The following is a 21,799-nucleotide window of genomic DNA, read 5'->3' on the forward strand; positions in this document are numbered from 1 at the left end:
CCGTCCCCGTTTTTTCTCTCGCCCACGGACTTGGATGCTTCGTCGGTGGGGCCGACCCCCCCCCCCCCCCCCCCCCCCCCCCCCCCCCCAGGGCCGCCCCGGTGACGCCGGGGGCGCCGAACGAGTGGACTTGGCGGGTGGCGGGGCGGGGCGGGGAGCCGCCGTGCGGGGTGGCGGTGGTGATGTGGCCGTCCCTGACCGTGACCCTGGAAGAGGTCTGCCGACATGAGACGTACCTCCTATCGCCGGCTGTTCGCCGCGACGGTCCTCGTGGCCTCCGTGCTCGCGCCGGTGGCGGCGACTCCCGCCACGCCCGTCCACGCAGTCGCCGCCGACGTCGTCGACCGGCACGGTGACGAGGACTGTCCGCCCGGCGGGCTGGGGCCCGAGCTGACCGCCCGGCTCGACCGGACGATCGCGGACGTCCGCAAGCAGGCCGGCATCCCGGGTGTCGTGGTCGGGATCTGGATGCCCGGCAAGGGCAGCTACGTCCGCGCCACCGGGGTCGCCGACAAGGTCACCCGTGCGCCGATGTTCACCGACTCCTTCGTCCGGATCGGCAGCGAGACCAAGACCTTCACGGTCACCGCGCTGCTCCAGCTCGTCGACGAGGGCCGGATCAGCCTCGACGAGCCGATCTCCACCTACGTCCGCGGCGTCCCGAACGGCCCCCGGATCACCTTGCGTCACCTCGCCGAGATGCGCAGCGGCCTCTTCCCGTACACCGCCGACGAGGACTTCGTCCACGACCTGCTGAGCGATCCGCAGCGCTCGTTCACCCCGTGGGAATCGCTCGCGTACGGCTTCCGGCACAAGAACACCTTCGAGCCCGGTGCCCGGTTCCAGTACTCCAACAGCAATCTCGTCCTTCTCGGCCTGGTGATCGAGAAGGTCACCGGTCAGCGCCTCGACCAGGTCATCGAGCGGCGGGTGCTCCGCCCGGCCCGTCTGCGGTACACGCTCTTCCCCGAGGGCAACGAGTTCCCCGAGCCGCACGCCCGCGGGTACACCGACCAGACGCTGGACGGCACGACCGCCGACTCGACCGACTGGAACCCCAGCTGGGCCTGGGCGGCCGGTGCGATGATCTCGGACCTGCACGACCTGCGCCGCTGGGCCAAGATCCTCGCCACCGGCGAGCTCCTCAGCCCCGAGACGCAGGCGCAGCGGCTCAAGACGCTGCCGACCGGCTTCCCCGGCGTGAGCTACGGCCTGGGGATCTTCGACGCCGACGGCTGGATCGGGCACAACGGCTCGATCCCCGGCTACGAGACCGTGACGGTCTATCTGCCCTCGCAGAAGGCCACCATGGTCCTCATGCTGAACACCGACTCCCAGGTCGGGGGCCAGGAGCCGTCCACTCTGCTCGCCCGGGCGATCACGGCGGTCATCACCCCGGACCACGTCTACGACGGTGGGATCGCCCCGCGATAGGGCCCCGGCGTCAGGGACGCGTAGTACGCCTGCAGAGCCGCTTCGCTGCCCGAGCCCATGGCGGTCATGATCCGCTGGAAGCGGGCGGCGCGCAGGTCGCCGGCCACGAGGACGCGGGGGTGCTGGTCCGCCGGCCGGCAGTAGCCGTCCTCGCCCCGGACGAGGCCGCCGCCCGGGGCGGCGGGTGCGCTCCCGATGCTCACGTACGCGGCGTCCGCCGTGACCGTACGCCGTTCCCCGTTCCGGCCCGTCAGCTCCGCCGCCGCCCCGTCCGGGCCGCCGTACCGGGTCAGCGTCACGTGCTCGACGGGGAGGAGCGTGACGCGCGGGTCGTCGCGGATCTCCTCGATCTTGTACGTGTCCGTCTCCGGGTACGCGACGAGGAGGCGGGTCCCGGTGGCCGGGTGGGCGCGGAGGAACGTGCCGATCGGCCGGTCGCCGCCGAGGACGAGGATCGTGCGGGGCGCCGCGTCGGCGGCCGCGTCGGCCTGCCAGAGGGAGGGCAGCGTCGGTCCGCCCGGGGCGGTGATCCAGGCGACGTCGCCGGGCTGGAGGGAGGCCACGCCGGTGGCGACCACCGCGTACGGGGCCGTGATCACCTTCCTGCCGGTGTCCGGCGTGCCGGTGACACCGACGGTGACCCGGTCGTCGTCGGCGTGAACGTCCGTGACGCGAGTGCCCAGTTCGAGGCGGCACAGCTCCGTGCTCCTGAGTTCCGCCCCGATGGAGTCGGCGAGTTCCCGGCCGTCGGTCCAGCCGCCGAGGACGTTGTCCAGGGCCGGGATCCGGTGGAGGGTGTGGCACAGCCCGTCCGGCTCGATCAGGATCGTGCGCATGCCCACGCCGGCCGCCGTTCGGGCGGCCGCGCAGCCGGCCGGGCCACCGCCGACGACGATCAGGCGGTCGTGGCGGTCGCCTCGCTCGCGGGTTCGGCGTCGGACCCCGGGGCGGGTGTGCGCGTGGGGGCGGGTGCTCCCGGGCTGGACGCTGTCTCGGCCATGCCGCCATTGCAGCACCGCGGTCGGGCCGCGCGCACCTGCCTCCGGGCTCCGGGGGCGGGCTCCGCGCCGCTCCCGGCCGCTCCCTGAGGCTCCCGGCCTCTCCCCGAACAAGAAGGGCGAGAAGGTGCAGTCACCTCTCGCCACTTACAACTTATAGCGCACAGGGGGGCTTGCGGCAAGGCCCCCGCCGTACCGCAGAATCACTCTCCTCAGCCCCGGACCTGCAGAAATGAGACTCACCTCGTGCGTGTGCTTTCGTCGGTGGACCAGTCGTACGGCACCAGTGCCTTCGACCTTCCCGACCGCCTCTCCCCCAAGGCCGACCCGGCTCTGATCGCCGGTGACGAGCGGCACTTCGCGGCCATCGCGAAGAGCCTCGAAGAGACGATCGCCGAACTGTCCGACCGGCTCGACGCCACGCGCAAGGCCCCCGGCGGCGCCGGCCGGGAGGCGATGGACCGCGACGCGGAGATCCACCGGCTGACCGGGCGGCTGCGCACCCTGCGCCGCTTCGGGCTGGACCTGTGCCTCGGGCGCATCGTCGCCGCGGAAGGCACGGAAGGCACGGAGGGGGTGGGCGGCGGCGACGGCGCCGAGCCCGTGTACATCGGGCGTCTCGGCCTCACCGACAGCACCGGCCGTCGTCTCCTCGTCGACTGGCGCTCGCCCGCGGCCGAGCCGTTCTTCGCGGCGACCCACGCCAACCCCATGGGGCTGTCGAGCCGCCGCAGGTACCGCTGGAGCGGCGGCCGGATCAACGACTACTGGGACGAGGTGTTCACCGCCGACGGCCTGGAGGAGCACGCGGCGCTCGACGACCAGTCCGCGTTCATCGCCGGTCTGGGCGGCAGCCGTTCGCCGCGGATGCGTGACGTGCTCGCCACCATCCAGGCCGACCAGGACGCCATCATCCGGGCGGGCTCCCGCGGCACCCTCGTCGTCGACGGCGGACCGGGCACGGGCAAGACCGTCGTGGCGCTGCACCGCTCCGCGCACCTGCTGTACGCGGACCCGCGCCTCGGGCACCGTCGCGGCGGCGTCCTGTTCGTCGGCCCGCACCAGCCGTACCTGGCGTACGTCTCCGACGTCCTTCCCAGCCTCGGCGAGGAGGGCGTACAGACCTGCACCGTGCGGGATCTCGTCGCCGAGGGCGCCGGGGCGGCGACCGAGCGCGACGCGGCGGTGGCGCGGCTGAAGTCGTCCGCCGGCCTGGTGCGGGCGATCGAGGCGGCCGTCCGGTTCTACGAGGAGCCGCCCGCCCACGGGATGACGGTCTCGACCGACTGGGCCGATGTGCGGCTGACCGCCGGCGACTGGGCCGAGGCGTTCGAGGCGCCGGAGGCGGGGACCCCGCACAACGAGGCGCGCGAGCAGATCTGGGAGGAGCTGGGCTCGATCCTGCTGGGCAAGCTCGGTGACGAGATCCCGGAGGACGAGTTCCGCCGGGCGCTGCGGCAGGACGAGGAGGTGGCCGGGGCCCTTCACGGCGCCTGGCCGCTGCTGGAGGCGACCGACCTGGTCGGCGACCTGTGGTCGGTCCCCGCGTACCTGCGGAAGTGTGCCCCGTGGCTGGACCGCGAGGAGGTCCGGACCCTCCAGCGGGAGGACGCGCAGGCCTGGACGGTGTCCGACCTGCCGCTCCTGGACGCGGCGCGGCAGCGGCTCGGCGACCCGGAGGCGGCACGGCGCAGGCGCCGGCAGCAGGCCGAGGTCGCCGCCGACCGCGCACGGATGGCCGATGTCATCGCCGACGTCCTGGCCGCCGACGTCGACGGCGAGGGCGCGGTGACGATGCTGCGCGGGCAGGACCTCAAGGACAGCCTGGTCGACGAGGCCGCACTGCCCGGCGCCGAACCCGATCTGCTCGCCGGCCCGTTCGCGCACATCGTGGTGGACGAGGCGCAGGAACTGACGGACGCCGAATGGCAGATGCTGCTGCTCCGCTGCCCGTCCCGCAGCTTCACCGTCGTCGGTGACCGCGCGCAGGCGAGGCAGGGCTTCACGGAGTCGTGGCAGGAGCGGCTCGAGCGGGTCGGGCTCGACCGGATCACCGTGGCGTCGCTGAGCATCAACTACCGCACACCGGAAGAGGTGATGGCGGAGGCCGAGCCGGCGATCCGGGCCGCGCTGCCGGACGCGAACGTGCCGACGTCGGTCCGCAGCAGCGGTCTCCCCGTCGTCCACGGCTCGGTCGCGGAACGGGACGCGATCCTCGACGAGTGGCTCGGCGCCCACGCCGAAGGGACCGCGTGCGTCATCGGCGATCCCCGGTTCCGGCCGAGGCCCCGCGTGCAGTCGCTCACGCCGAGCCTGTCGAAGGGCCTCGAGTTCGACCTGGTCGTCCTCGTCGACCCGCAGACGTACGGCGTGGGCATCGAGGGGGCGGTCGACCGCTATGTGGCGATGACCCGCGCGACCAGGCAGCTCGTCGTCCTGACCGGCGCCTGACGGCGAGCGGCACCAGGTCAGGAGGCCCGGGGCGGGACGGGTTCAGAGGGCAGGCGGGGGGGCCCCCCCCCCCCCTGGGGCGGGCCCCCTCCTCGTACGTACGACGGCTACGAGGCCTTCTTGGCGCCGGAGAACGCGGCGAAGGCGGCGATGCCGAAGAACAGGAACGTCAGCCCGTCCTTGGTCGCGTTCCAGCCCTCGGTGAGCAGGCCGAACTCCTGGAAGAAGAGCTCCGTCGCGGAGACGTCCAGCTCCTTGGAGAGGAAGATCGCGATGCCCAGGAGCTGGCCGAGGTAGACCGCGCCGAGGGCGAGCACCGCGCTCGCGATCGGCAGGAGGGGGTTGCGGCCGCCGACCTTGCCGGCGGCGAAACCGGTGAGGAAGCCGACGCCGACGGCGGCCCAGCCGATCTGGCGCTCGGTGCCGCCGAGGACGGCGCCGTACACGCCGGCCGAGACGAGGGCGGCGACGAGCGCGGCGACCAGGCCGAGAGCGACGTTGTCACGGGCGGGCGCCGGAGGCGGCGCGACCGGGTACTGCTCGGGCGCGGCGCCGCCAGCGAACGGGTTGCCGGGCGGCGGAACGGGCTGGCTCATGGTGCGTATCCCCCCAGGGACGGAAGCAGCACGCGCGTACGTGCATGCGAGAGGCCCGGAGATGAACACCCCCCTATGACAGGGGCACAACACTTTCGGCCGGTGTCACCAGGTCAGAGACGGTGGGCCGTGCCCGTGGGGGTGGCACCGCGGGTGTCCAGGAGGAGTTGGGCCTTCACCGCGAGTCCTTGCAGGTCGTACGTGCGGTGGTGCTGGAGCAGGACCGTCAGGTCGGCGTGGGCGGCGGCCTCGTAGAGGGAGTCCGCACGGGGGACCGGGAGTTCGCGGACGCGCCAGTCGGGGACGTGCGGGTCGTGGTAGCTGACGGCCGCACCCAGGTCCATCAGACGGCGGGCGATCTCGTCGGCGGGGGAGCCCTGACGGTCCGGCAGGTCGGGCTTGTACGTGATGCCGAGCAGCAGGACCCGGGCGCCGCGGGCCGACTTGCCGTGCTCGTTGAGGAGGGTGGCGGCGCGCTGGACGACGTACTGGGGCATGCGCTCGTTGACCTGGCCCGCGAGTTCGACGAGCCGGAGCGGACGGTGGGCGCCGACGGTGTCGACGGGGACGCCGTGGCCGCCGACCCCGGGGCCCGGGCGGAAGGCCTGGAAGCCGAAGGGCTTGGTCTCGGCGCAGCGGATGACGTCCCACAGGTCGACGCCGAGTTCGTGGCAGAGCACCGCCATCTCGTTGACCAGGGCGATGTTGACGTGCCGGAAGTTGGTCTCCAGGAGCTTGACCGTCTCGGCCTCGCGGGGGCCACGCGCGCGTACCACCTTGTCGGTGAGCCGGCCGTAGAAGGCGGCCGCCGCCTCGGTGCAGGCCGGGGTGAGGCCGCCGATGACCTTGGGGGTGCCGGCGAAGCCGTGCGTACGGCTGCCGGGGTCGAGGCGGCCGGGGGAGTACGCGAGGTGGAAGTCGCGTCCGGCGCGCAGTCCTGAGCCCTCTTCGAGGAGGTCCCGGAGCAGGCCCTCGGTGGTGCCCGGGGGGACCGGGGACTCGAGGAGGACGGTGGTGTGCGGGCGCAGCCGGGCGGCGAGCGCGCGGGCCGCGTCGGTGACGGCGGTGAGGTCGAGGGCGTGGTCGGGGCCCAGGGGGGTAGGGGCGCAGAGGACGGCGGTGCGGACCCGGCCGAGTTCCGCGGGGTTGGCGGTCGGCCGGAAGCCCCCCGAGAGCATCCGGCGGATCTCCGGGACGGTGAGGGAGCCTTCCACCGGGGAGCGGCCGGCGGCGAGTTCGGCGACGGGGTGGGGATCGGTGTCGTAGCCGATGGTGTCGATGCCTGCGGCGACGGCGGCCTGGGCCAGGGGGAGTCCGTGGTGGCCGAGGCCGACGACGGCGAGATCAGCGGGCATGGGGGTGGGCCGTCCTTCCCGATAGCCGGAGGGAACGCGACGCGCAAGCCCGGTGGACAGAACGGGTCGAGCGCAATGTCAGACTAGGCGTAAATATGACCGATATCTTGCATTGTGGGGTCGAAGGTCGCCGAGTGTTATCCACAGGTCGATGGCGAGGCGGTGGCTGAAGTCGCCGGGGAGGGACAGAATCGAGCTGTGAGCCGGACCACATGGCCCGGTTCGCGTGCTGGACCGACGGGGAACGACGGGGGACGACGGGAGGCAAGCCGTGAGGACAGCGACACTGGGACCCGCCGAGCGCGCCGAGGCGCTCGCGGCCATGGCCGAGCGCGAGCTGGACGTGCTGGTGGTCGGCGCCGGAGTGGTCGGCGCCGGGACGGCCCTCGACGCCGTCACGAGAGGGCTCTCCACCGGCATCGTCGAGGCCCGCGACTGGGCCTCCGGCACCTCCAGCCGGTCCAGCAAGCTCATCCACGGCGGCCTGCGCTACCTGGAGATGCTGGACTTCGCCCTGGTCCGGGAGGCCCTCAAGGAGCGCGGACTGCTCCTGGAGCGGCTCGCGCCCCACCTGGTGAAGCCCGTCCCCTTCCTCTACCCGCTCCAGCACAAGGGCTGGGAGCGGTTCTACGCCGGCTCCGGCGTCGCGCTGTACGACGGGATGTCCCTCTCCTCCGGGCACGGCCGCGGCCTGCCCGTCCACCGGCACCTCTCCCGGCGGGGCGCACTGCGGGTCGCCCCCTGTCTCAAGAAGGACGCCCTCGTCGGCGCCCTCCAGTACTACGACGCCCAGATGGACGACGCCCGCTTCGTCACCACCCTCGTGCGCACCGCCGCCTCCTACGGCGCCCTGGCCGCGAGCCGGGCCCGTGTCATCGGCTTCCTGCGCGAGGGCGCGCGGGTCGTGGGCGCCCGCGTCCAGGACGTCGAGGCCGGCGTGGAGTACGAGATCCGGGCCAAGCAGATCGTCAACGCCACCGGGGTGTGGACCGACGACACCCAGGCCCTCATCGGCGAGCGCGGCCAGTTCCACGTCCGCGCCTCCAAGGGCATCCACCTCGTCGTCCCCAAGGACCGCATCCACTCGGCCACCGGGCTCATCCTGCGCACCGAGAAGTCCGTGCTCTTCGTGATCCCCTGGGGCCGGCACTGGATCGTCGGCACCACCGACACGGAATGGGACCTCGACAAGGCCCATCCCGCCGCGTCCAGCGCCGACATCGACTACCTCCTCGAGCATGTGAACACGGTGCTCGCCACCCCGCTCACCCGGGACGACGTCGAGGGGGTCTACGCGGGACTGCGCCCGCTGCTCGCCGGCGAGTCGGACGCCACCAGCAAGCTCTCCCGCGAGCACACCGTCGCCCACCCGGTGCCCGGCCTGGTCGTCGTGGCCGGCGGCAAGTACACGACGTACCGCGTCATGGCCAAGGACGCCGTCGACGAGGCCGTGCACGCCCTCGACCAGCGGGTCGCCCCCTGCGTCACCGAGGACATCCCGCTGCTGGGCGCCGAGGGCTACCGGGCCCTGTGGAACGCGCGGGCCAGGATCGCGGCGCGTACCGGCCTCCACGTGGTCCGGGTCGAGCATCTCCTCAACCGGTACGGCTCCCTGACGGAGCAGATCCTCGACCTGATCGCCGCGGACCCCGCCCTCGCCCGACCGCTCCCGGCCGCCGACGACTACCTGCGCGCCGAGATCGTCTACGCCGCCTCCCACGAGGGCGCCCGGCACCTCGACGACGTCCTCACCCGGCGCACCAGAATCTCCATCGAGACCTTCGACCGGGGCACGCTCAGCGCCCGCGAGTGCGCGGAACTGATGGCGCCGGTCCTCGGCTGGGACGAGCACCAGATCGAGAAGGAGATCGAGCACTACGAGAAGCGGGTCGAGGCCGAGCGGGAGTCGCAGCGTCAGCCCGACGACCTGACGGCGGACGCCGCCCGGCTCGGGGCACCGGACATCGTGCCGATCTGACAGGACGTCCGTCGACGCGCGGGCGCCCCGCGGGCCGGTGGAAGAACGACCGGCTCGCCCGCGGCGGGTGGGAACCTGGGGGGTGTGCGGGGGCGTCGTCATCCCGGAGTACGGACCCGGGGACGCCACCCGTCCTGAGGTGAGGGACAATGGCCTCTCTTCCAGGGCGGGTTACCGCATCGCGCGGGAAGCGGCAGACGCGGCGAAGATCAGGGATCGCAGAGGGGACGCATGTCGGAGGCGGAGCAGTCGCGGGACACGGCGAAGGACCCCGGGCGGGACGCCGCAGCGGGGGCCGCGACCGACGGCGACCGAGGGGCGGTCCCGGCCGCGCGTGAGCCGGAGCGGGACGACGCGAAGGACACACAGGACGCGAAGAACGCGCAGGTCGCGCGGGGTGCGGAGGAAGCCGGGGCATCGGCGGCGGCCGCCGCTGCGCCCGCGGACTCCGCCGTGCCGGCGGACCTCGTGAAGCCCACGGGGTCCACGGACCCGGCGGGCGCGAGGCACTCGGGTCCCGGGGGCGTGAAGGGCTCGGACGCCGGGGACGTGAAGGGCGTTCAGGACGCCCCGGGCGGTCCGGACGTGAAGGACGTTCAGGGCGCGTCCGGCGGGCGGCTGCGGGGAACCGAGCCGTCGACCGGGCGGGCCGGTTTCGGCGCGGGCGACGGTGACGGCGAGAGCGACCGTCCTCCGGCGCGGGGTTCCGCGCGGGGCACCGGTGGCGACCGGGGACGCAAGGTCCCGGTGAACGAGGGCCGCCTCCTCGCCGGCCGCTACCGGCTCGGCGGGATCCTCGGCCGCGGCGGCATGGGCACCGTGTGGCGCGCGGTCGACGAGACCCTCGGCCGTACCGTCGCCGTCAAGGAACTCCGCTTCCCCACCAGCATCGACGACGACGAGAAGCGCCGCCTCATCACCCGGACCCTGCGCGAGGCGAAGGCCATCGCCCGGATCCGCAACAACGGCGCCGTGACCGTCTACGACGTCGTCGACGAGGACGACCGCCCGTGGATCGTCATGGAGCTCATCGAGGGCAAGTCCCTCGCGGACGCCGTCCGCGAGGACGGCACGCTCACCCCCCGGCGCGCCGCCGAGGTCGGGCTGGCCATCCTCGACGTGCTGCGCTCCGCGCACCGCGAGGGCATCCTGCACCGCGACGTGAAGCCGTCCAACGTGCTGATCGCCGAGGACGGCCGGGTCGTCCTCACCGACTTCGGCATCGCCCAGGTCGAGGGCGACCCCTCGATCACCTCCACCGGCATGCTCGTCGGTGCCCCCTCGTACATCTCGCCCGAGCGCGCCCGCGGCCACAAGCCCGGCCCCGCCGCGGACATGTGGTCGCTCGGCGGACTCCTCTACGCGGCGGTCGAGGGCAGCCCGCCGTACGACAAGGGTTCCGCCATCGCCACCCTCACGGCGGTGATGATCGAGCCCGTCGACCCGCCGAAGAACGCGGGACCCGAGCTGGAGAAGGTCATCTACGGCCTCCTCGCCAAGGACCCGGCCCAGCGGCTCGACGACGCCCGCGCGCGGGTTCTGCTCCGCGCCGTGCTCGACGCACCCGAACCGGCGCCCCCGATCTCGCCCGAGGTCACCAGGGTCGTACCGCTGCCGCCGCGCCCCGACCAGCCTCCGGTGGCCCCGGCGGCCGACCGGGTCAAGGCGCCCGAGGCGCCCACCGACCGGATGCGGGGTGCGCTGAAGTCCGTACGGAACGCGGCGGCCTCCGTGAAGGCCGAGCCGAAGGCGTCGTCGACGCCCGCCGCAGGGACGGCGGCCGGGGCCGCCTCCGCGACGCGGCACGGCGGTGGCAGACCGACTCCGGCCCGTGCGTCGCTGACCGACGTCGTACCGCGCCGCACCCTGGTGATCATCGCCGCGGTCGCCGTGCTCGCCCTGCTCGGGACGATCCTCGCGGTCTCCCTCAAGGGCGGCGACGAGGGCAACCAGGGCAAGGACAGCGGGGGCACCACGGCCTCGGCCGGCGCCTCCGCCGGCGGTGACGGCTCAGGTGGCTCCGGCGGATCGGACGGCGGCAAGGGCCAGTCGACCGGCGGCGCCGGCCAGCAGGGCGGCGCGCAGCCCGGCGACACCGGCTCGAACGGGTCGACCGACGGCAACGGCACGACGGGCTCGACGGGCTCGACGGGCTCCACGGACGGCTCCGGCGGGTCGAACGGCACCGGCGCCACGCCGACCGGCAAGCCCGGCGGCACGGGCACGCAGCTGCCCGCCGGCTACACCCTCGTCACCAATGACCGCTTCCACTTCTCCATGGCGATGCCCGCCACGTTCAAGGTCCGCTCGATACCGGGCTACAGCGGTGGCGGGATCTTCAGCGAGAGCGGCGGCTTCCCGCGCATCCAGGTCGACTTCAACTCCAGCCCGAAGGACAACGCGGCGGCCGCCTGGGAGCTCGGCAAGATCGGCGTGGCCGCCACCAGCAAGAACTACAAGCACCTCGGCATCCGGACGGTCTCCTACAAGGGCTACCCGACCGTCGCGGACTGGGAGTTCGAGCGCACCCAGCAGGGCATGCGCGTCCATGTGCTCAACCGGGGCTTCAAGGTGGACGCCCAGCACGGCTACTCCATCATGGTCAGCTGCAAGGCGGAGGAGTGGAACGGCGCGGAGTGCAAGACGCTGCGCGAGACGGCGTTCGCCACGTTCAGCCCCAAGGACTGACCGACGGCACGTATCGTGAGAGTTCGAGGACCGTACGCAGCCGAACAGAGCCGATAACTGCACGCTGCCGGACCGGAATTGTCGGACTCGCGTGATCCCGCCCGATCCCGAGGGGTCCGCGGGTCCACGGGGGACAGCGTGCGCGCGTGGGGAGGCGTCGTGGACGACTACGCGGGAAGGGTGCTCGCGGACCGCTACCGCCTGCCGCTGCCGGCGGACGCGGACGCGGACACGGACGCGGATGCGTACGACCCGGCCGGGACGCGCGCCTTCGACACGTACAGCGGGCAGGAGGTCCTGGTCCGCCAGGTGCCGCTGCCGGAGTTCGTCGACGCCGAGCTGCTCGACGGCGAGGGCGGCCAGGCCGGTCCCTACGGCGCCGCGGGGCGGGCGACCCGCCGCCCGGCCGAGCCCGTCGTCCGGCGCGCGATCGAGGCGGCCCAGGCCGCCGCGCAGATCCCCGACCATCCCCTGCTCGACCAGGTCTTCGACGTCTTCGCGGAGGCCGGTTCGCTCTGGATAGTGAGCGAGCGCATCGAGGCCCGGCCGCTGGCCGCCATGCTCGCCGAGCGGCCGCTCAGTCCCTATCGCGCGGCCGAGATCGGCGCCGACGTCCTCACCGCCCTGCGCGCGCTCCACGCCCACGGGTGGGTGCACCGGAACATCACTGCCCGGACCGTGCTCGTCTGCGACGACGGCCGGGTGGTCCTCACCGGTCTCGCGGTGGGTGCCGCGGAGGAGGCGCTCTGCGGATACGCGCCCGTACCGGAGCCGGACCCGGACGCGACGGCGTGGCAGGCGCCGGTGGAGGAGTACGGGGGCGGGGCGGACGGCGCGGAGGAGTACGGCGCGGAGGAGTACGGCTCCGAGGAGTACGGCTCCGAGCTGTACGAGGCGGAGGTCTACGAGGAGGGCGACGAGCACCTCGCTTACGAGGCCGACGAGTTCGAGGAGCCGACCGGGGAGGCTGGGGAGGCTGGGGAGCCGCCTGGGGAGTCGGTCGACGAGCTGCTCCCCGAGCCCGCCGAGGAGACGGCCGAGCAGTCGGGGCCGGCCTACGGCTACGGATACGCATACGGGTACGGCGACGGTCATGGTGGCGGGTACGGCCACGCTGACGGGGCGTACCTCCCCGAACCCGCCCCGTACGTCCCCGAACCCGCCCCGTACGTACTCCCCTCGGACCCGGACGGCTCCGAGCCGGGCTCGTACGTATCCGACCCCGGCTCGTACGTCCGCGAGCAGGACCCGCACGCCCCCGAACCCGGCCCGGACGACGCCGACTCCTCCTCGCCCTACGGAACCGCCCCCGGCGGCTACGGCACCGACCCCTACGGGCGGGCGCTGCCGGCGGCGCCCGCCGCCGGGACGCAGCCCGCGCCCGCGCCGCCCACCGCCGACGTCCGGGCCGCCCGCGCCGGGGCCATCGCCGCCTACCGGGCCGGTGCGCGCGCCGCCGCCAGACTCGGCGAGACCGGCGCCCTGCCCGTGCAGCGCCCCGCGCCGGCGGATCCGCCCGAGCCGCCCCCGGCGCCGACCGCTCAGGCGGCGGGTGCACCCGAGCCCCAGTGGTGGGCGCGGGTGGCGGACGACGACGAGGACGACGAGGACGACGGCGACGATCCGTACGGCGCGGGCCCGCAGGCGGGTCCGCCGCCGCGCGTGATGCTGGCCGGCACCTGGAGCGACGGCCCGCACGCCTCGCGGGACGGCTCGCCGCCGATTTCGGCCGGTGGCGGTTCGGGTCCCGGCCGAGGCCCCGTGCTGCCCGGTTCGGGCCGTCCGGCCCTGCCCGCGGGCTACACGGCCGCGACCCCGGACCCCGCCCGCCTCCCGGTTCCCGCAGGTGCCCGGGAGGCGGCCCTGGAGCCTGCCAGGATCCCGGCCCAGGCTCAGGCCAGGGAGGACCGCGGCCCCACCACCCGGCTCGCCGCCGAGCGGGCCCGGCAGACCCGGATCGCGGTCGTCGGCGCCGTCACCGAGCGCTGGGCTCCCGAACAGGCCGGTCCCGTCCACGAGAACTGGCGCCTCGCCCCGCCGATCGGCCCCGCCACCGACCTGTGGGCGCTCGGCGCGCTCCTCTACCGGGCCGTCCAGGGCCACGCCCCCTACCCCGAGGACAGCGCCGCCGAGCTCGTCCAGCTGGTCTGCGCCGAGCCGCCCGCCTTCGCGGAGGAGTGCGGCCCGCTGCGCCCGGTCGTGGAGTCCCTGCTGCGCCAGGACCCCACCGAGCGGCCCGACTTCGAGGAGCTGCGCGGCTGGCTGCGCTCCCTCGTGCGCTCGGCTCCGGAGCCGGAGGCCGGCGTCGGAGTCGTACCGCTGCCGTCCTTCGACGAGAAGCGGCTGCCGATCGTGCGCCGGCGCGGCGAGCTCGTACGCCGTCGGCGCGGGGGGGCGGGAGCGGGGCGGCACCGGCACAAGCGCGGCAAGGACCCGCGCCCCCAGGCGCACGCCCGTCACGACGACCTCCCCACGCGCGCGTACGGGTCCGACCCCGTGCCCGGCGATGTCCGGGAGGAGTTCCGCGAGGACTTCCAGGAGTCGTTCCACGAGGAGATCCCGCAGCGCGCGTCCAGAGCACCCAGAGCGCCCCGCGCCCCCCGCGCGAGCAAGGTGCCCCGCGGCGGCCGGCCGTCGTCCTCGCGGCCCCCGGGCTCCCCGACAGCCCTCGGCCGTACGCTCCTTGTCCTCGTCCTCCTGCTGCTCGGCGGGGCCGTCGCGTACGCCGTCCTCTTCATGCCGGGCGACGGGGAGGAGCCCACCGCGCCGTCCACTCCCACGGGCGGGCAGGCTCCGCGTACGACCGCCCCCGCGAGCCCTCCGCCGGGGACGAAGCCGCCGACCGAGACTCCGCCGACCGGGGCGCCGTCGGCCACCCCGCGCACCACGCCGCCCGCCGCGGACCCCTCGGCTCCGGCCCTCGCCGCCGGGTACACGCTGCGGCAGGACCCCGAGGGCTTCCGGATCGGGGTGCCGAACGGCTGGCGGCGCAGCCCGATCAACGACGCCGGTCAAGTGCGCTACACCAGCGGCGACTTCACGATGATCGTCGTCCCCGGCCGCGACAGCGTCGCCGACAACGGCTCCGACCCGCTGGAGTACCAGAACTCCAAGGAGCGCGAACTGGAGCCGTTCCGCGGATCGAGCTGGTCGCGGTCGGACGACACGCGCCGGGTCGACATCGGTACGACGGCGACGGCCACGGGAAGTTACTGGTGGCTGGACAGCACGGGCCGCCAGGTGTTCGTCCGTAACCTCGCGATGATCGACGGGGGCAGGTACCACATCGTGCAGGTCATCGGCCCGGAAGACCGGGGCGGAAAGGTCTCCGAGATCTTCGACGAGGCCACGAAGGGGTTCCGCCCCGGCCGCTGAGCGGGACCGTGCCGGGAGGAGGTGCCCGGAATGCCCATCGGCCCCCGGTCACAGTGCTGTTCCTATGGCGCCCCCGAGGTTCCGCCACCCGTGCCCCCCTCCGTAACCTGGCATCCGAAGGAACGGGCGGGGGCAAGTGGAACATTCTCAGAGCACAGGCACGGGGCTGCTGCTCGCTGGGCGCTACCGGCTGGGCGAGTCCATCGGACGCGGCGGCATGGGCAAGGTCTGGCGCGCACACGACGAGGTGCTGCACCGCGTCGTGGCGGTGAAGGAGTTGACGGCCGGCCGGTTCGTGGCGGAGGCCGACCGCCTCGTGCTGCACGCCCGTACGCAGAAGGAGGCGCGGGCCGCCGCCCGGATCACGCACCCGGGTGTGGTGACCGTCCACGACGTCCTGGAGCACGACGACCGGCCCTGGATCGTGATGCAGTACGTCGACGGGCCCTCGCTCGCCGACGCCGCCAAGGAGAAGGGCCCGATCGACCCGCTCGAGGCGGCCAGGATCGGTCTGCACGTCCTCGGCGCGCTGCGCGCCGCCCACGCCGCGGGGGTGCTGCACCGGGACGTCAAGCCGGGCAACGTCCTGCTCGCCCGGGACGGGAGCGTCCTGATCACCGACTTCGGGATCGCGGCGATCGAGGGCGATGCGACGATCACCCGGACCGGTGAACTCGTCGGCTCCATCGACTATCTGGCCCCCGAGCGGGTGCGGGGCGGCGACCCCGGTCCCGCCTCCGACCTCTGGTCGCTCGGCGCCACCCTGTACACGGCGGTGGAGGGCACCTCGCCGTTCCGGCGCACCTCGCCGATCAGCACCATGCAGGCCGTGGTGGCCGAGGAGCCGCCGTACCCGGAGAAGGCGGGGCCGCTGGCCCCCGTCATCGTGGCCCTGCTGCGCAAGGACCCGGCGCAGCGGCCGAAGGCCGACGAGACCGGGCGGATGCTGCTCGACGCGATGGAGGGGCGTACCCCGGCGGCGGCGCAGGCGTACGTGCCGACCCAGCGGGTGGTGAGGGAGGACCTGGATCCGACCGGGGACGGTTCCGTCTCCAGCCATGACCTCGTCACGCTGGGGGAGGAGCCCGACGGGCCGGGGCCGACGGGTACGGCCCGGGAGACGAAGCCGTCCGCCACCGCCCCGTGGCCTCAGGCGGCCCAGTCATCCCACCAGCCGCACCAGTCCCACTCACCCCAGCTCGCTCAGCAGTCCCACCAGTCCCACCAGTCCCACTCACCCCAGCTCGCTCACCAGCCCCAGCCGTCCCACTCGCCTCAGATCGCTCACCAGTCCCAGCCCTCCCATGGGACCCAGGGGATTCACGGGGCCCAGGGCCAGTCCTCCCCGCCCACCATCGTGCCGCCGGCCGGCCCCGCCGTCTCCGGCTCGGGCTCGGGCCGCGGCAAGAGCTGGCGTACGGCCGTCCTGGCCGCGCTGCTCGCCGGTCTCGTCGCGGGCGGTGCGGTCTTCGCCGCCATGAACGGCACGGGCGGCGACCGCGACACCGGCGGACGGACCACGACCAGCGCCCCCGCCCCCACCGCCGCCACCCAGGGCGCCGTGAGCGACATCCCGGAAGGCTGGCACCGCGTCGACGACCCGGAGGGCTTCAGCCTCGTCGTGCCGAAGGGCTGGAAGCGGCAGACGGAGGGCGACAACATCGACTACACCCCGGACAACGGCCGCCACCGCATCCGGATCAACATCGACCCCAGCCCCGACTTCGAGAACCCGTACATGCACGCGCTCGACCTGGAGCGCATCGTCGCGAAGCGGATGGAGTACACCCGGGTCAAGCTCGGCCAGACCACCTATCGCGACCAGGTCCGGTCCAGCCTGTGGGAGTTCACCTGGACGGAGAAGCGGGACTTCCCCGGGCCGCGGCACGCGATCGACCTCATGTACTACGCCGACGACGGCACGGAGTACGCGATCTACATGTCGTCCCCGGAGTCCAGCTGGGAGACCACCCGCGAGCAGTTCGACGTCGTCCTCCGGCACTGGCGGGCCCCGGGCGACTGAAGCCGGTGAGAATCTCCGGCACGGGCCTCTCCGCAGCCATAAGCCCCTGATCAGGGCTTATGTGCCAGTGATCGCTGGCGTGATGTGCGCACCCGGTGAAAACGCGTTACCGACGGGTACCCAAAGGACGGAACGGCGCCTACGCTCGGGCCCATGACGGACTCGCAGGCCCCCGCCGCCCCCTCGGTTCCCGACGTCCCCGCCGCGCAGGCCGGAGCCGCGCAGGCCGGAGCCGCGCCGGCCGGGGCGACCAATCCGGTCGCGCCCGCGCCCGCCGGCGCCCGCACGGCCGCCGACGTCGTGACGCCCGAGGTGGTCGCCCGGCTCACGCGCGGAGTCGTCGGCTCCGGCCGGACCGCCAACCACACCCCCTTCACCGGGGCGAAGCTGGCGGACCTGCCCGAGTCCACCCCCGAGGACGTCGCCGAGGCCTTCACGCGTGCGCGTGGCGCCCAGGCCGCCTGGGCCGCCACCCCGGTGAGGGCCCGCGCCGCCGTCCTCCTGCGCTTCCACGACCTCGTCCTCCAGCGTCAGTCCGAGGTCCTCGACCTCATCCAGCTGGAGACGGGCAAGGCGCGTCTGCACGCCCACGAGGAGGTGCAGGCGGTCGCCGTCGCCGCCCGCCACTACGGCCGCAAGGCCTCCTCGTACCTGAAGCCCCGCCGTCACACCGGCGTCGTGCCGACCCTGACCAAGGTCACCGAACTGCGCCAGCCGCGCGGTGTCGTCGGCCAGATCGCCCCCTGGAACTACCCGCTCGAACTCTCCGTCGGCGACGCGCTCCCCGCCTTCGTCTCGGGCAACGCCGTCGTCATGAAGCCCGACACGGAGACCGCGCTCACCGCGCTGTGGGCCCGTGACCTGCTCATCGAGGCCGGGCTGCCCGCCGAGGTCTTCCAGGTCGTCCTCGGCGACGGCCCGGTCGTCGGCCCCGAGGTCGTCAAGCACGCCGACTACGTCTCCTTCACCGGCTCCACCCGTACCGGCCGCGAGGTCGCCAAGGGCGCCGCCGCCCGGCTCGTCGGCGTCTCCCTCGAACTCGGCGGCAAGAACGCGATGCTCGTCCTGAAGGACGCCGACATCGAGAAGGCCGCCGCCGGAGCCGTCCGCGCCTGCTTCTCCTCCGCCGGCCAGCTCTGCATCTCCATCGAGCGCCTCTACGTGCACGAGTCGATCGCCGACGCCTTCCTCGACCGCTTCGCCGCCCGCACCAGGGCCATGAGGCTGGGCAACTCCCTCGCGTACGGCGCCGACATGGGCTCGCTCGTCGGCGACCGCCAGCTGGAGACCGTCACGAAGCACGTCGAGGAGGCCGTCGCCAAGGGCGCCACGCTCGTCGCCGGCGGCGTCGCCCGCCCCGACATCGGCCCCCTCTTCTTCGAGCCGACCATCCTCGACGGCGTCGAGGCCCCGATGGCGGTCTGCGGCGAGGAGACCTTCGGCCCGGTCGTCTCGATCTACCGCTTCCGCGACGAGGACGAGGTCGTCGACCTCGCCAACGCCACCCCGTACGGTCTGAACTCCTCCGTCTGGACGAAGGACTCGCGCCGGGGCCACGCGGTCGCGGCCCGGCTGCGCACCGGCACCGTCAACATCAACGAGGGGTACGCCCCCGCCTACGGCAGCGTGCAGTCCCCGATGGGCGGCATGAAGGACTCCGGGCTCGGCCGTCGCCACGGCTCCGAGGGCATCCTCAAGTACACCGAGGCCCAGACCGTCGCCCAGCAGCGGCTGATCCCGCTCGCCCCCTCCTTCGGGATGGACGACGAGAAGTACGCCGCGTTCATGAGCGTGTCCCTGAAGGCGATGAAGGCCCTGCGTCTGCGCTGATCCGGCGCTCCGCCTCCCCCTCCCCACCGTCCCCTTTTCGTCCGATTTTCGTCCGAGGAGAGCCATGACCGCGGTACCCCCTACCCAAAATCAGGAGCAGACGGAGGACGAGGCGTACGACTACGACGTCCTCGTCGTCGGCTCCGGCTTCGGCGGCTCGGTCACCGCGCTCCGCCTCACCGAGAAGGGCTACCGGGTCGGCGTCCTGGAGGCCGGGCGCCGCTTCACCCGGGCGACCCTGCCGAAGAACTCCTGGGACGTGAAGAACTTCCTGTGGGCCCCCGCCCTCGGCCTCTACGGCATCCAGCGGATCCACCTGCTCGGCAACGTGATGGTGCTGGCCGGCGCGGGCGTCGGCGGCGGCTCCCTGAACTACGCCAACACCCTCTACGAGCCGCTCGCGCCCTTCTTCGACGACCCGCAGTGGAAGGACATCACGGACTGGCGCGAGGAACTCGGCCCCTACTACGACCAGGCCAAGCGGATGCTCGGTGTCCGGATCAACCCGACCATGACCCCGTCGGACGTCCACCTCAAGGCGACCGCCCAGAGCATGGGCATCGGCGACACCTTCCACATGGCGCCCGTCGGGGTGTTCTTCGGGGACGGGCAGGACGGCGACGGGACGGCGAAGGCGAAGCCGGGCGGTGAGGTGCCCGACCCGTTCTTCGGCGGGGCCGGACCCTCCCGCAAGGCGTGCACCGAGTGCGGCGAGTGCATGACCGGCTGCCGGCACGGCGCCAAGAACACCCTCAACGAGAACTACCTCCACCTCGCGGAGAAGGCGGGCGCGGTCGTCCACCCCATGACCTCGGTCGTCGCGGTCACCGAGGACTCGCGGGGCGGCTACGCCGTCAAGACCCTCCCCTCCGACAACCGGAGGAAGGGCAGGGGCCGTACCTTCACGGCCCGCAGGGTCGTCATCGCCGCCGGCACGTACGGCACCCAGACCCTGCTGCACCGGATGAAGGACACCGGCCTGCTGCCCCGGATCTCGGCCCGGCTCGGCGAGCTGACCCGTACGAACTCCGAGGGCCTCGTCGGCTCGCAGACCACCGACCGGCGCTACCGCAAGAGGCACGGCAAGGAGCGGGCCGACTTCACCCGCGGCGTCGCCATCACCTCCTCGATCCACCCCGACGAGAACACCCACATCGAGCCCGTCCGGTACGGCAAGGGCTCCAACTCGATGGGCGCGCTGACGATCCTCCAGGTGCCGTACGGCGCGCACCGCGTCCGCAGGTGGCTGCTCGAGATCGTCAAGCACCCCGCGCTCGCGGCCCGCTCGCTGTCCAACCGGCGCTGGTCGGAGCGGACCATCATCGGCCTCGTCATGCAGTCCCTGGACAACTCGCTGACCACCTACCGCAAGCCGGGCGGCATCGGGAAGGGCCTGCTCACGGCCCGCCAGGGCCACGGGGCACCCAATCCGACGCAGATCGAGGCGGCGACCAAGGCCGCGAGCCTCCTCGCCGAGGAGATCAACGGCTTCGCCGGCTCCAACGTCGGCGAGCTGATGGGCACCCCGCTGACCGCCCACTTCCTGGGCGGCTGCCCGATCGGCGCGGACGCCGAGTCCGGTGTCATCGACCCGTACCACCGGCTCTTCGGACACCCGGGGATCTCCGTCGTCGACGGCGCCGCCGTCTCCGCGAACCTCGGTGTGAACCCGTCGCTGACGATCACCGCGCAGGCGGAGCGGGCGATGTCCTTCTGGCCGAACAAGGGCGAGGAGGACCCGCGGCCGCGGCAGGGCGAGTCGTACGAACGGATCGCGGCGGTCGAGCCCAAGTCCCCCGCGGTCCCGGCCGAGGCCTTCGGCGCGCTGCGGCTGCCGTTCCTCGGGATGCCGGTGGTCCCGCCGAAGGCGTCCTGAACCGGCGCGGTCGGCACGCCCGCGGCCGACACAGGTAAGGGGCGCTGCACCCCCCTCCGAGTGCAGCGCCCCCACCAGCTTTGGTGTTGCTGCATAGGAGACCCGCGACCCGTGGGGAAGGTTGTAGCGGTTGCACAGGATCTTCGTGTGACGCGCGTCACTTCGACGGGGTGGGTGCGGGTGGGCGCGGACAAGGGCCCCGTGGCGCGATTCCGGTCGCGGCACGGGGCCCTCGGGGGCGGCACCGGTGTCAGGGCAGCGGCGGTGCCGAGCGGGGCGGCGCCGGGGGGTTGCGCCGCGTGGGAGAGGCTTCTGAGGGGGACGAGACGGGTTCGGGGTCTCGGGGGTCTCGGGTAGCCCCGAGACCCCGAGAGGTGCGCACTGTGCTGGCGGTCGCGGGGGCCGTGACCGGAAGAGCCGGTTGCGGCCGGCCCCGAGCGTCCCCGGGGCCGACCGCTCCTTCTGGGTGACCGGGCTGCTGTCCCCTGCTGTCCGGTCACAAGCGCTGGTGCGAGGTCCCACGACGTACCGGAGGTACGCCACACGCCCCAGCGAAGCCACGCGTGGTTTCTTCACGGGCCCGCCCCTGGCTGGCACGGACACCCGGACCAACGAAGCCGGGCCGGAGCCGGTCACGCGCCGTACGGGTGAGAGCGGGCCCGAACTCAGATCCGGGGACGCACCCGGACACGCAGGCGCACGCTCGGCCGCAGGACGCACCCGGACACGCGCCCGCGCTCAGATGCGGCCCCGGCACAGCTCCAGCATCGTCATCGCCAGCGCCGTGCCCGGCTTGCCGAGGGCGTCCCTGTAGTGCCCGAGGACCTCCATCTCCCGGTTCAGGTTCACCCGGCGGCCGCCGGAGGAGATCCGCGCCTCCTGGATGACGGCCGAGACGGCCATCCGTTCCTGGATGAGACCGATGATCCGGTCGTCGAGCGCGTCGATGCGCCCACGGGCGTCGCCGATCAGCGTCGCGGCCTCGTCGGTGCGGGCGCCCGTCTTCTCGGGGGTGGCGGTGTTCGTCGTCATGGCGGGGCTCCTGGGGTGTCGGATGCCCCGGGGCGAACCGGCCCGGGAACGACAGAACGCCCCGGGCTGTCAGCCCGGGGCGCCTGGGAAGTCGCTTGTCAGTTGCTCAAGCAGCACGACCATGGCAGCCGGTGGGCCGGTTGCCATAGGTAAAGACGAAGGT

Annotated in this window: 12 protein-coding genes; 8 read left to right on the top strand and 4 right to left on the bottom strand. The window is 73.4% G+C overall.

Annotated elements, in window-relative coordinates; genetic code table 11:
- Positions 1-225: 225 nt before the first annotated feature.
- Positions 226-1,434, top strand: coding sequence for a serine hydrolase domain-containing protein (locus tag ACZ4XX_RS17240; RefSeq protein ID WP_468508725.1), 1,209 nt, complete (start codon positions 226-228; stop codon positions 1,432-1,434).
- On the opposite strand, the gene ACZ4XX_RS17245 is transcribed toward ACZ4XX_RS17240, so the two are convergent.
- The gene (locus ACZ4XX_RS17245) at positions 1,407-2,333 is read right to left on the bottom strand and encodes an FAD-dependent oxidoreductase (protein WP_468508751.1); all 927 of its coding nucleotides are present in this window, start codon (positions 2,331-2,333) and stop codon (positions 1,407-1,409) included. The genes ACZ4XX_RS17240 and ACZ4XX_RS17245 overlap by 28 nt on opposite strands.
- 345 nt (positions 2,334-2,678) lie before the next feature.
- On the opposite strand from ACZ4XX_RS17245, the gene helR reads away from it, so the two are divergent.
- Positions 2,679-4,883, top strand: coding sequence for an RNA polymerase recycling motor ATPase HelR (helR, locus tag ACZ4XX_RS17250; RefSeq protein ID WP_468508726.1), 2,205 nt, complete (start codon positions 2,679-2,681; stop codon positions 4,881-4,883).
- 107 nt (positions 4,884-4,990) lie between these two features.
- Here the strand turns inward: helR and ACZ4XX_RS17255 are convergent, their stop codons facing one another.
- Positions 4,991-5,479 carry a hypothetical protein gene (locus ACZ4XX_RS17255; RefSeq protein WP_468508727.1) on the bottom strand — a complete coding sequence of 163 codons (489 nt, stop codon included), beginning with the start codon at positions 5,477-5,479 and terminating at the stop codon, positions 4,991-4,993.
- 113 nt (positions 5,480-5,592) lie between these two features.
- The gene (locus tag ACZ4XX_RS17260; RefSeq protein ID WP_468508728.1) at positions 5,593-6,834 is read right to left on the bottom strand and encodes a nucleotide sugar dehydrogenase; all 1,242 of its coding nucleotides are present in this window, start codon (positions 6,832-6,834) and stop codon (positions 5,593-5,595) included.
- Between the two features lie 271 nt (positions 6,835-7,105).
- On the opposite strand from ACZ4XX_RS17260, the gene ACZ4XX_RS17265 reads away from it, so the two are divergent.
- The 6 genes from ACZ4XX_RS17265 (at position 7,106) to ACZ4XX_RS17290 (ending at position 20,604) form a co-directional block, all read left to right on the top strand.
- The gene (locus tag ACZ4XX_RS17265; protein ID WP_468508729.1) at positions 7,106-8,812 is read left to right on the top strand and encodes a glycerol-3-phosphate dehydrogenase/oxidase; all 1,707 of its coding nucleotides are present in this window, start codon (positions 7,106-7,108) and stop codon (positions 8,810-8,812) included.
- Between the two features lie 231 nt (positions 8,813-9,043).
- On the top strand, positions 9,044-11,500 hold the full coding sequence (locus ACZ4XX_RS17270; protein ID WP_468508730.1) for a serine/threonine-protein kinase: 2,457 nt from the start codon (positions 9,044-9,046) through the stop codon (positions 11,498-11,500).
- Positions 11,501-11,659: 159 nt separating this feature from the next.
- On the top strand, positions 11,660-14,875 hold the full coding sequence (locus tag ACZ4XX_RS17275) for a protein kinase (RefSeq protein WP_468508731.1): 3,216 nt from the start codon (positions 11,660-11,662) through the stop codon (positions 14,873-14,875).
- Between the two features lie 136 nt (positions 14,876-15,011).
- Positions 15,012-16,898 carry a serine/threonine-protein kinase gene (locus ACZ4XX_RS17280; protein ID WP_468508732.1) on the top strand — a complete coding sequence of 629 codons (1,887 nt, stop codon included), beginning with the start codon at positions 15,012-15,014 and terminating at the stop codon, positions 16,896-16,898.
- Between the two features lie 153 nt (positions 16,899-17,051).
- A complete protein-coding gene (locus ACZ4XX_RS17285; protein ID WP_468508733.1) occupies positions 17,052-18,728 on the top strand; it encodes a succinic semialdehyde dehydrogenase in 1,677 nt (558 codons plus the stop codon).
- A gap of 64 nt (positions 18,729-18,792) precedes the next feature.
- Positions 18,793-20,604 (top strand): GMC oxidoreductase, encoded by a 1,812-nt coding sequence (locus ACZ4XX_RS17290; RefSeq protein WP_468508734.1) that lies wholly within the window; start codon positions 18,793-18,795, stop codon positions 20,602-20,604.
- A 738-nt stretch (positions 20,605-21,342) separates the two neighbouring features.
- Here the strand turns inward: ACZ4XX_RS17290 and ACZ4XX_RS17295 are convergent.
- Positions 21,343-21,636, bottom strand: coding sequence for a chorismate mutase (locus tag ACZ4XX_RS17295; RefSeq protein ID WP_468508735.1), 294 nt, complete (start codon positions 21,634-21,636; stop codon positions 21,343-21,345).
- Positions 21,637-21,799 lie beyond the last annotated feature (163 nt).

The organism is Streptomyces sp. NPDC029956 (assembly GCF_055574655.1).

Excerpts from the sequence above, each read along its gene's own strand:
- ACZ4XX_RS17240 (WP_468508725.1), top strand. The coding sequence starts at position 226 with ATGAGACGTACCTCCTATCGCCGGCTGTTCGCCGCGACGGTCCTCGTG.
- ACZ4XX_RS17255 (WP_468508727.1), bottom strand. The coding sequence starts at position 5,479 with ATGAGCCAGCCCGTTCCGCCGCCCGGCAACCCGTTCGCTGGCGGCGCC.
- ACZ4XX_RS17260 (WP_468508728.1), bottom strand. The coding sequence starts at position 6,834 with ATGCCCGCTGATCTCGCCGTCGTCGGCCTCGGCCACCACGGACTCCCC.
- ACZ4XX_RS17270 (WP_468508730.1), top strand. The coding sequence starts at position 9,044 with ATGTCGGAGGCGGAGCAGTCGCGGGACACGGCGAAGGACCCCGGGCGG.
- ACZ4XX_RS17285 (WP_468508733.1), top strand. The coding sequence starts at position 17,052 with ATGACGGACTCGCAGGCCCCCGCCGCCCCCTCGGTTCCCGACGTCCCC.
- ACZ4XX_RS17290 (WP_468508734.1), top strand. The coding sequence starts at position 18,793 with ATGACCGCGGTACCCCCTACCCAAAATCAGGAGCAGACGGAGGACGAG.
- ACZ4XX_RS17295 (WP_468508735.1), bottom strand. The coding sequence starts at position 21,636 with ATGACGACGAACACCGCCACCCCCGAGAAGACGGGCGCCCGCACCGAC.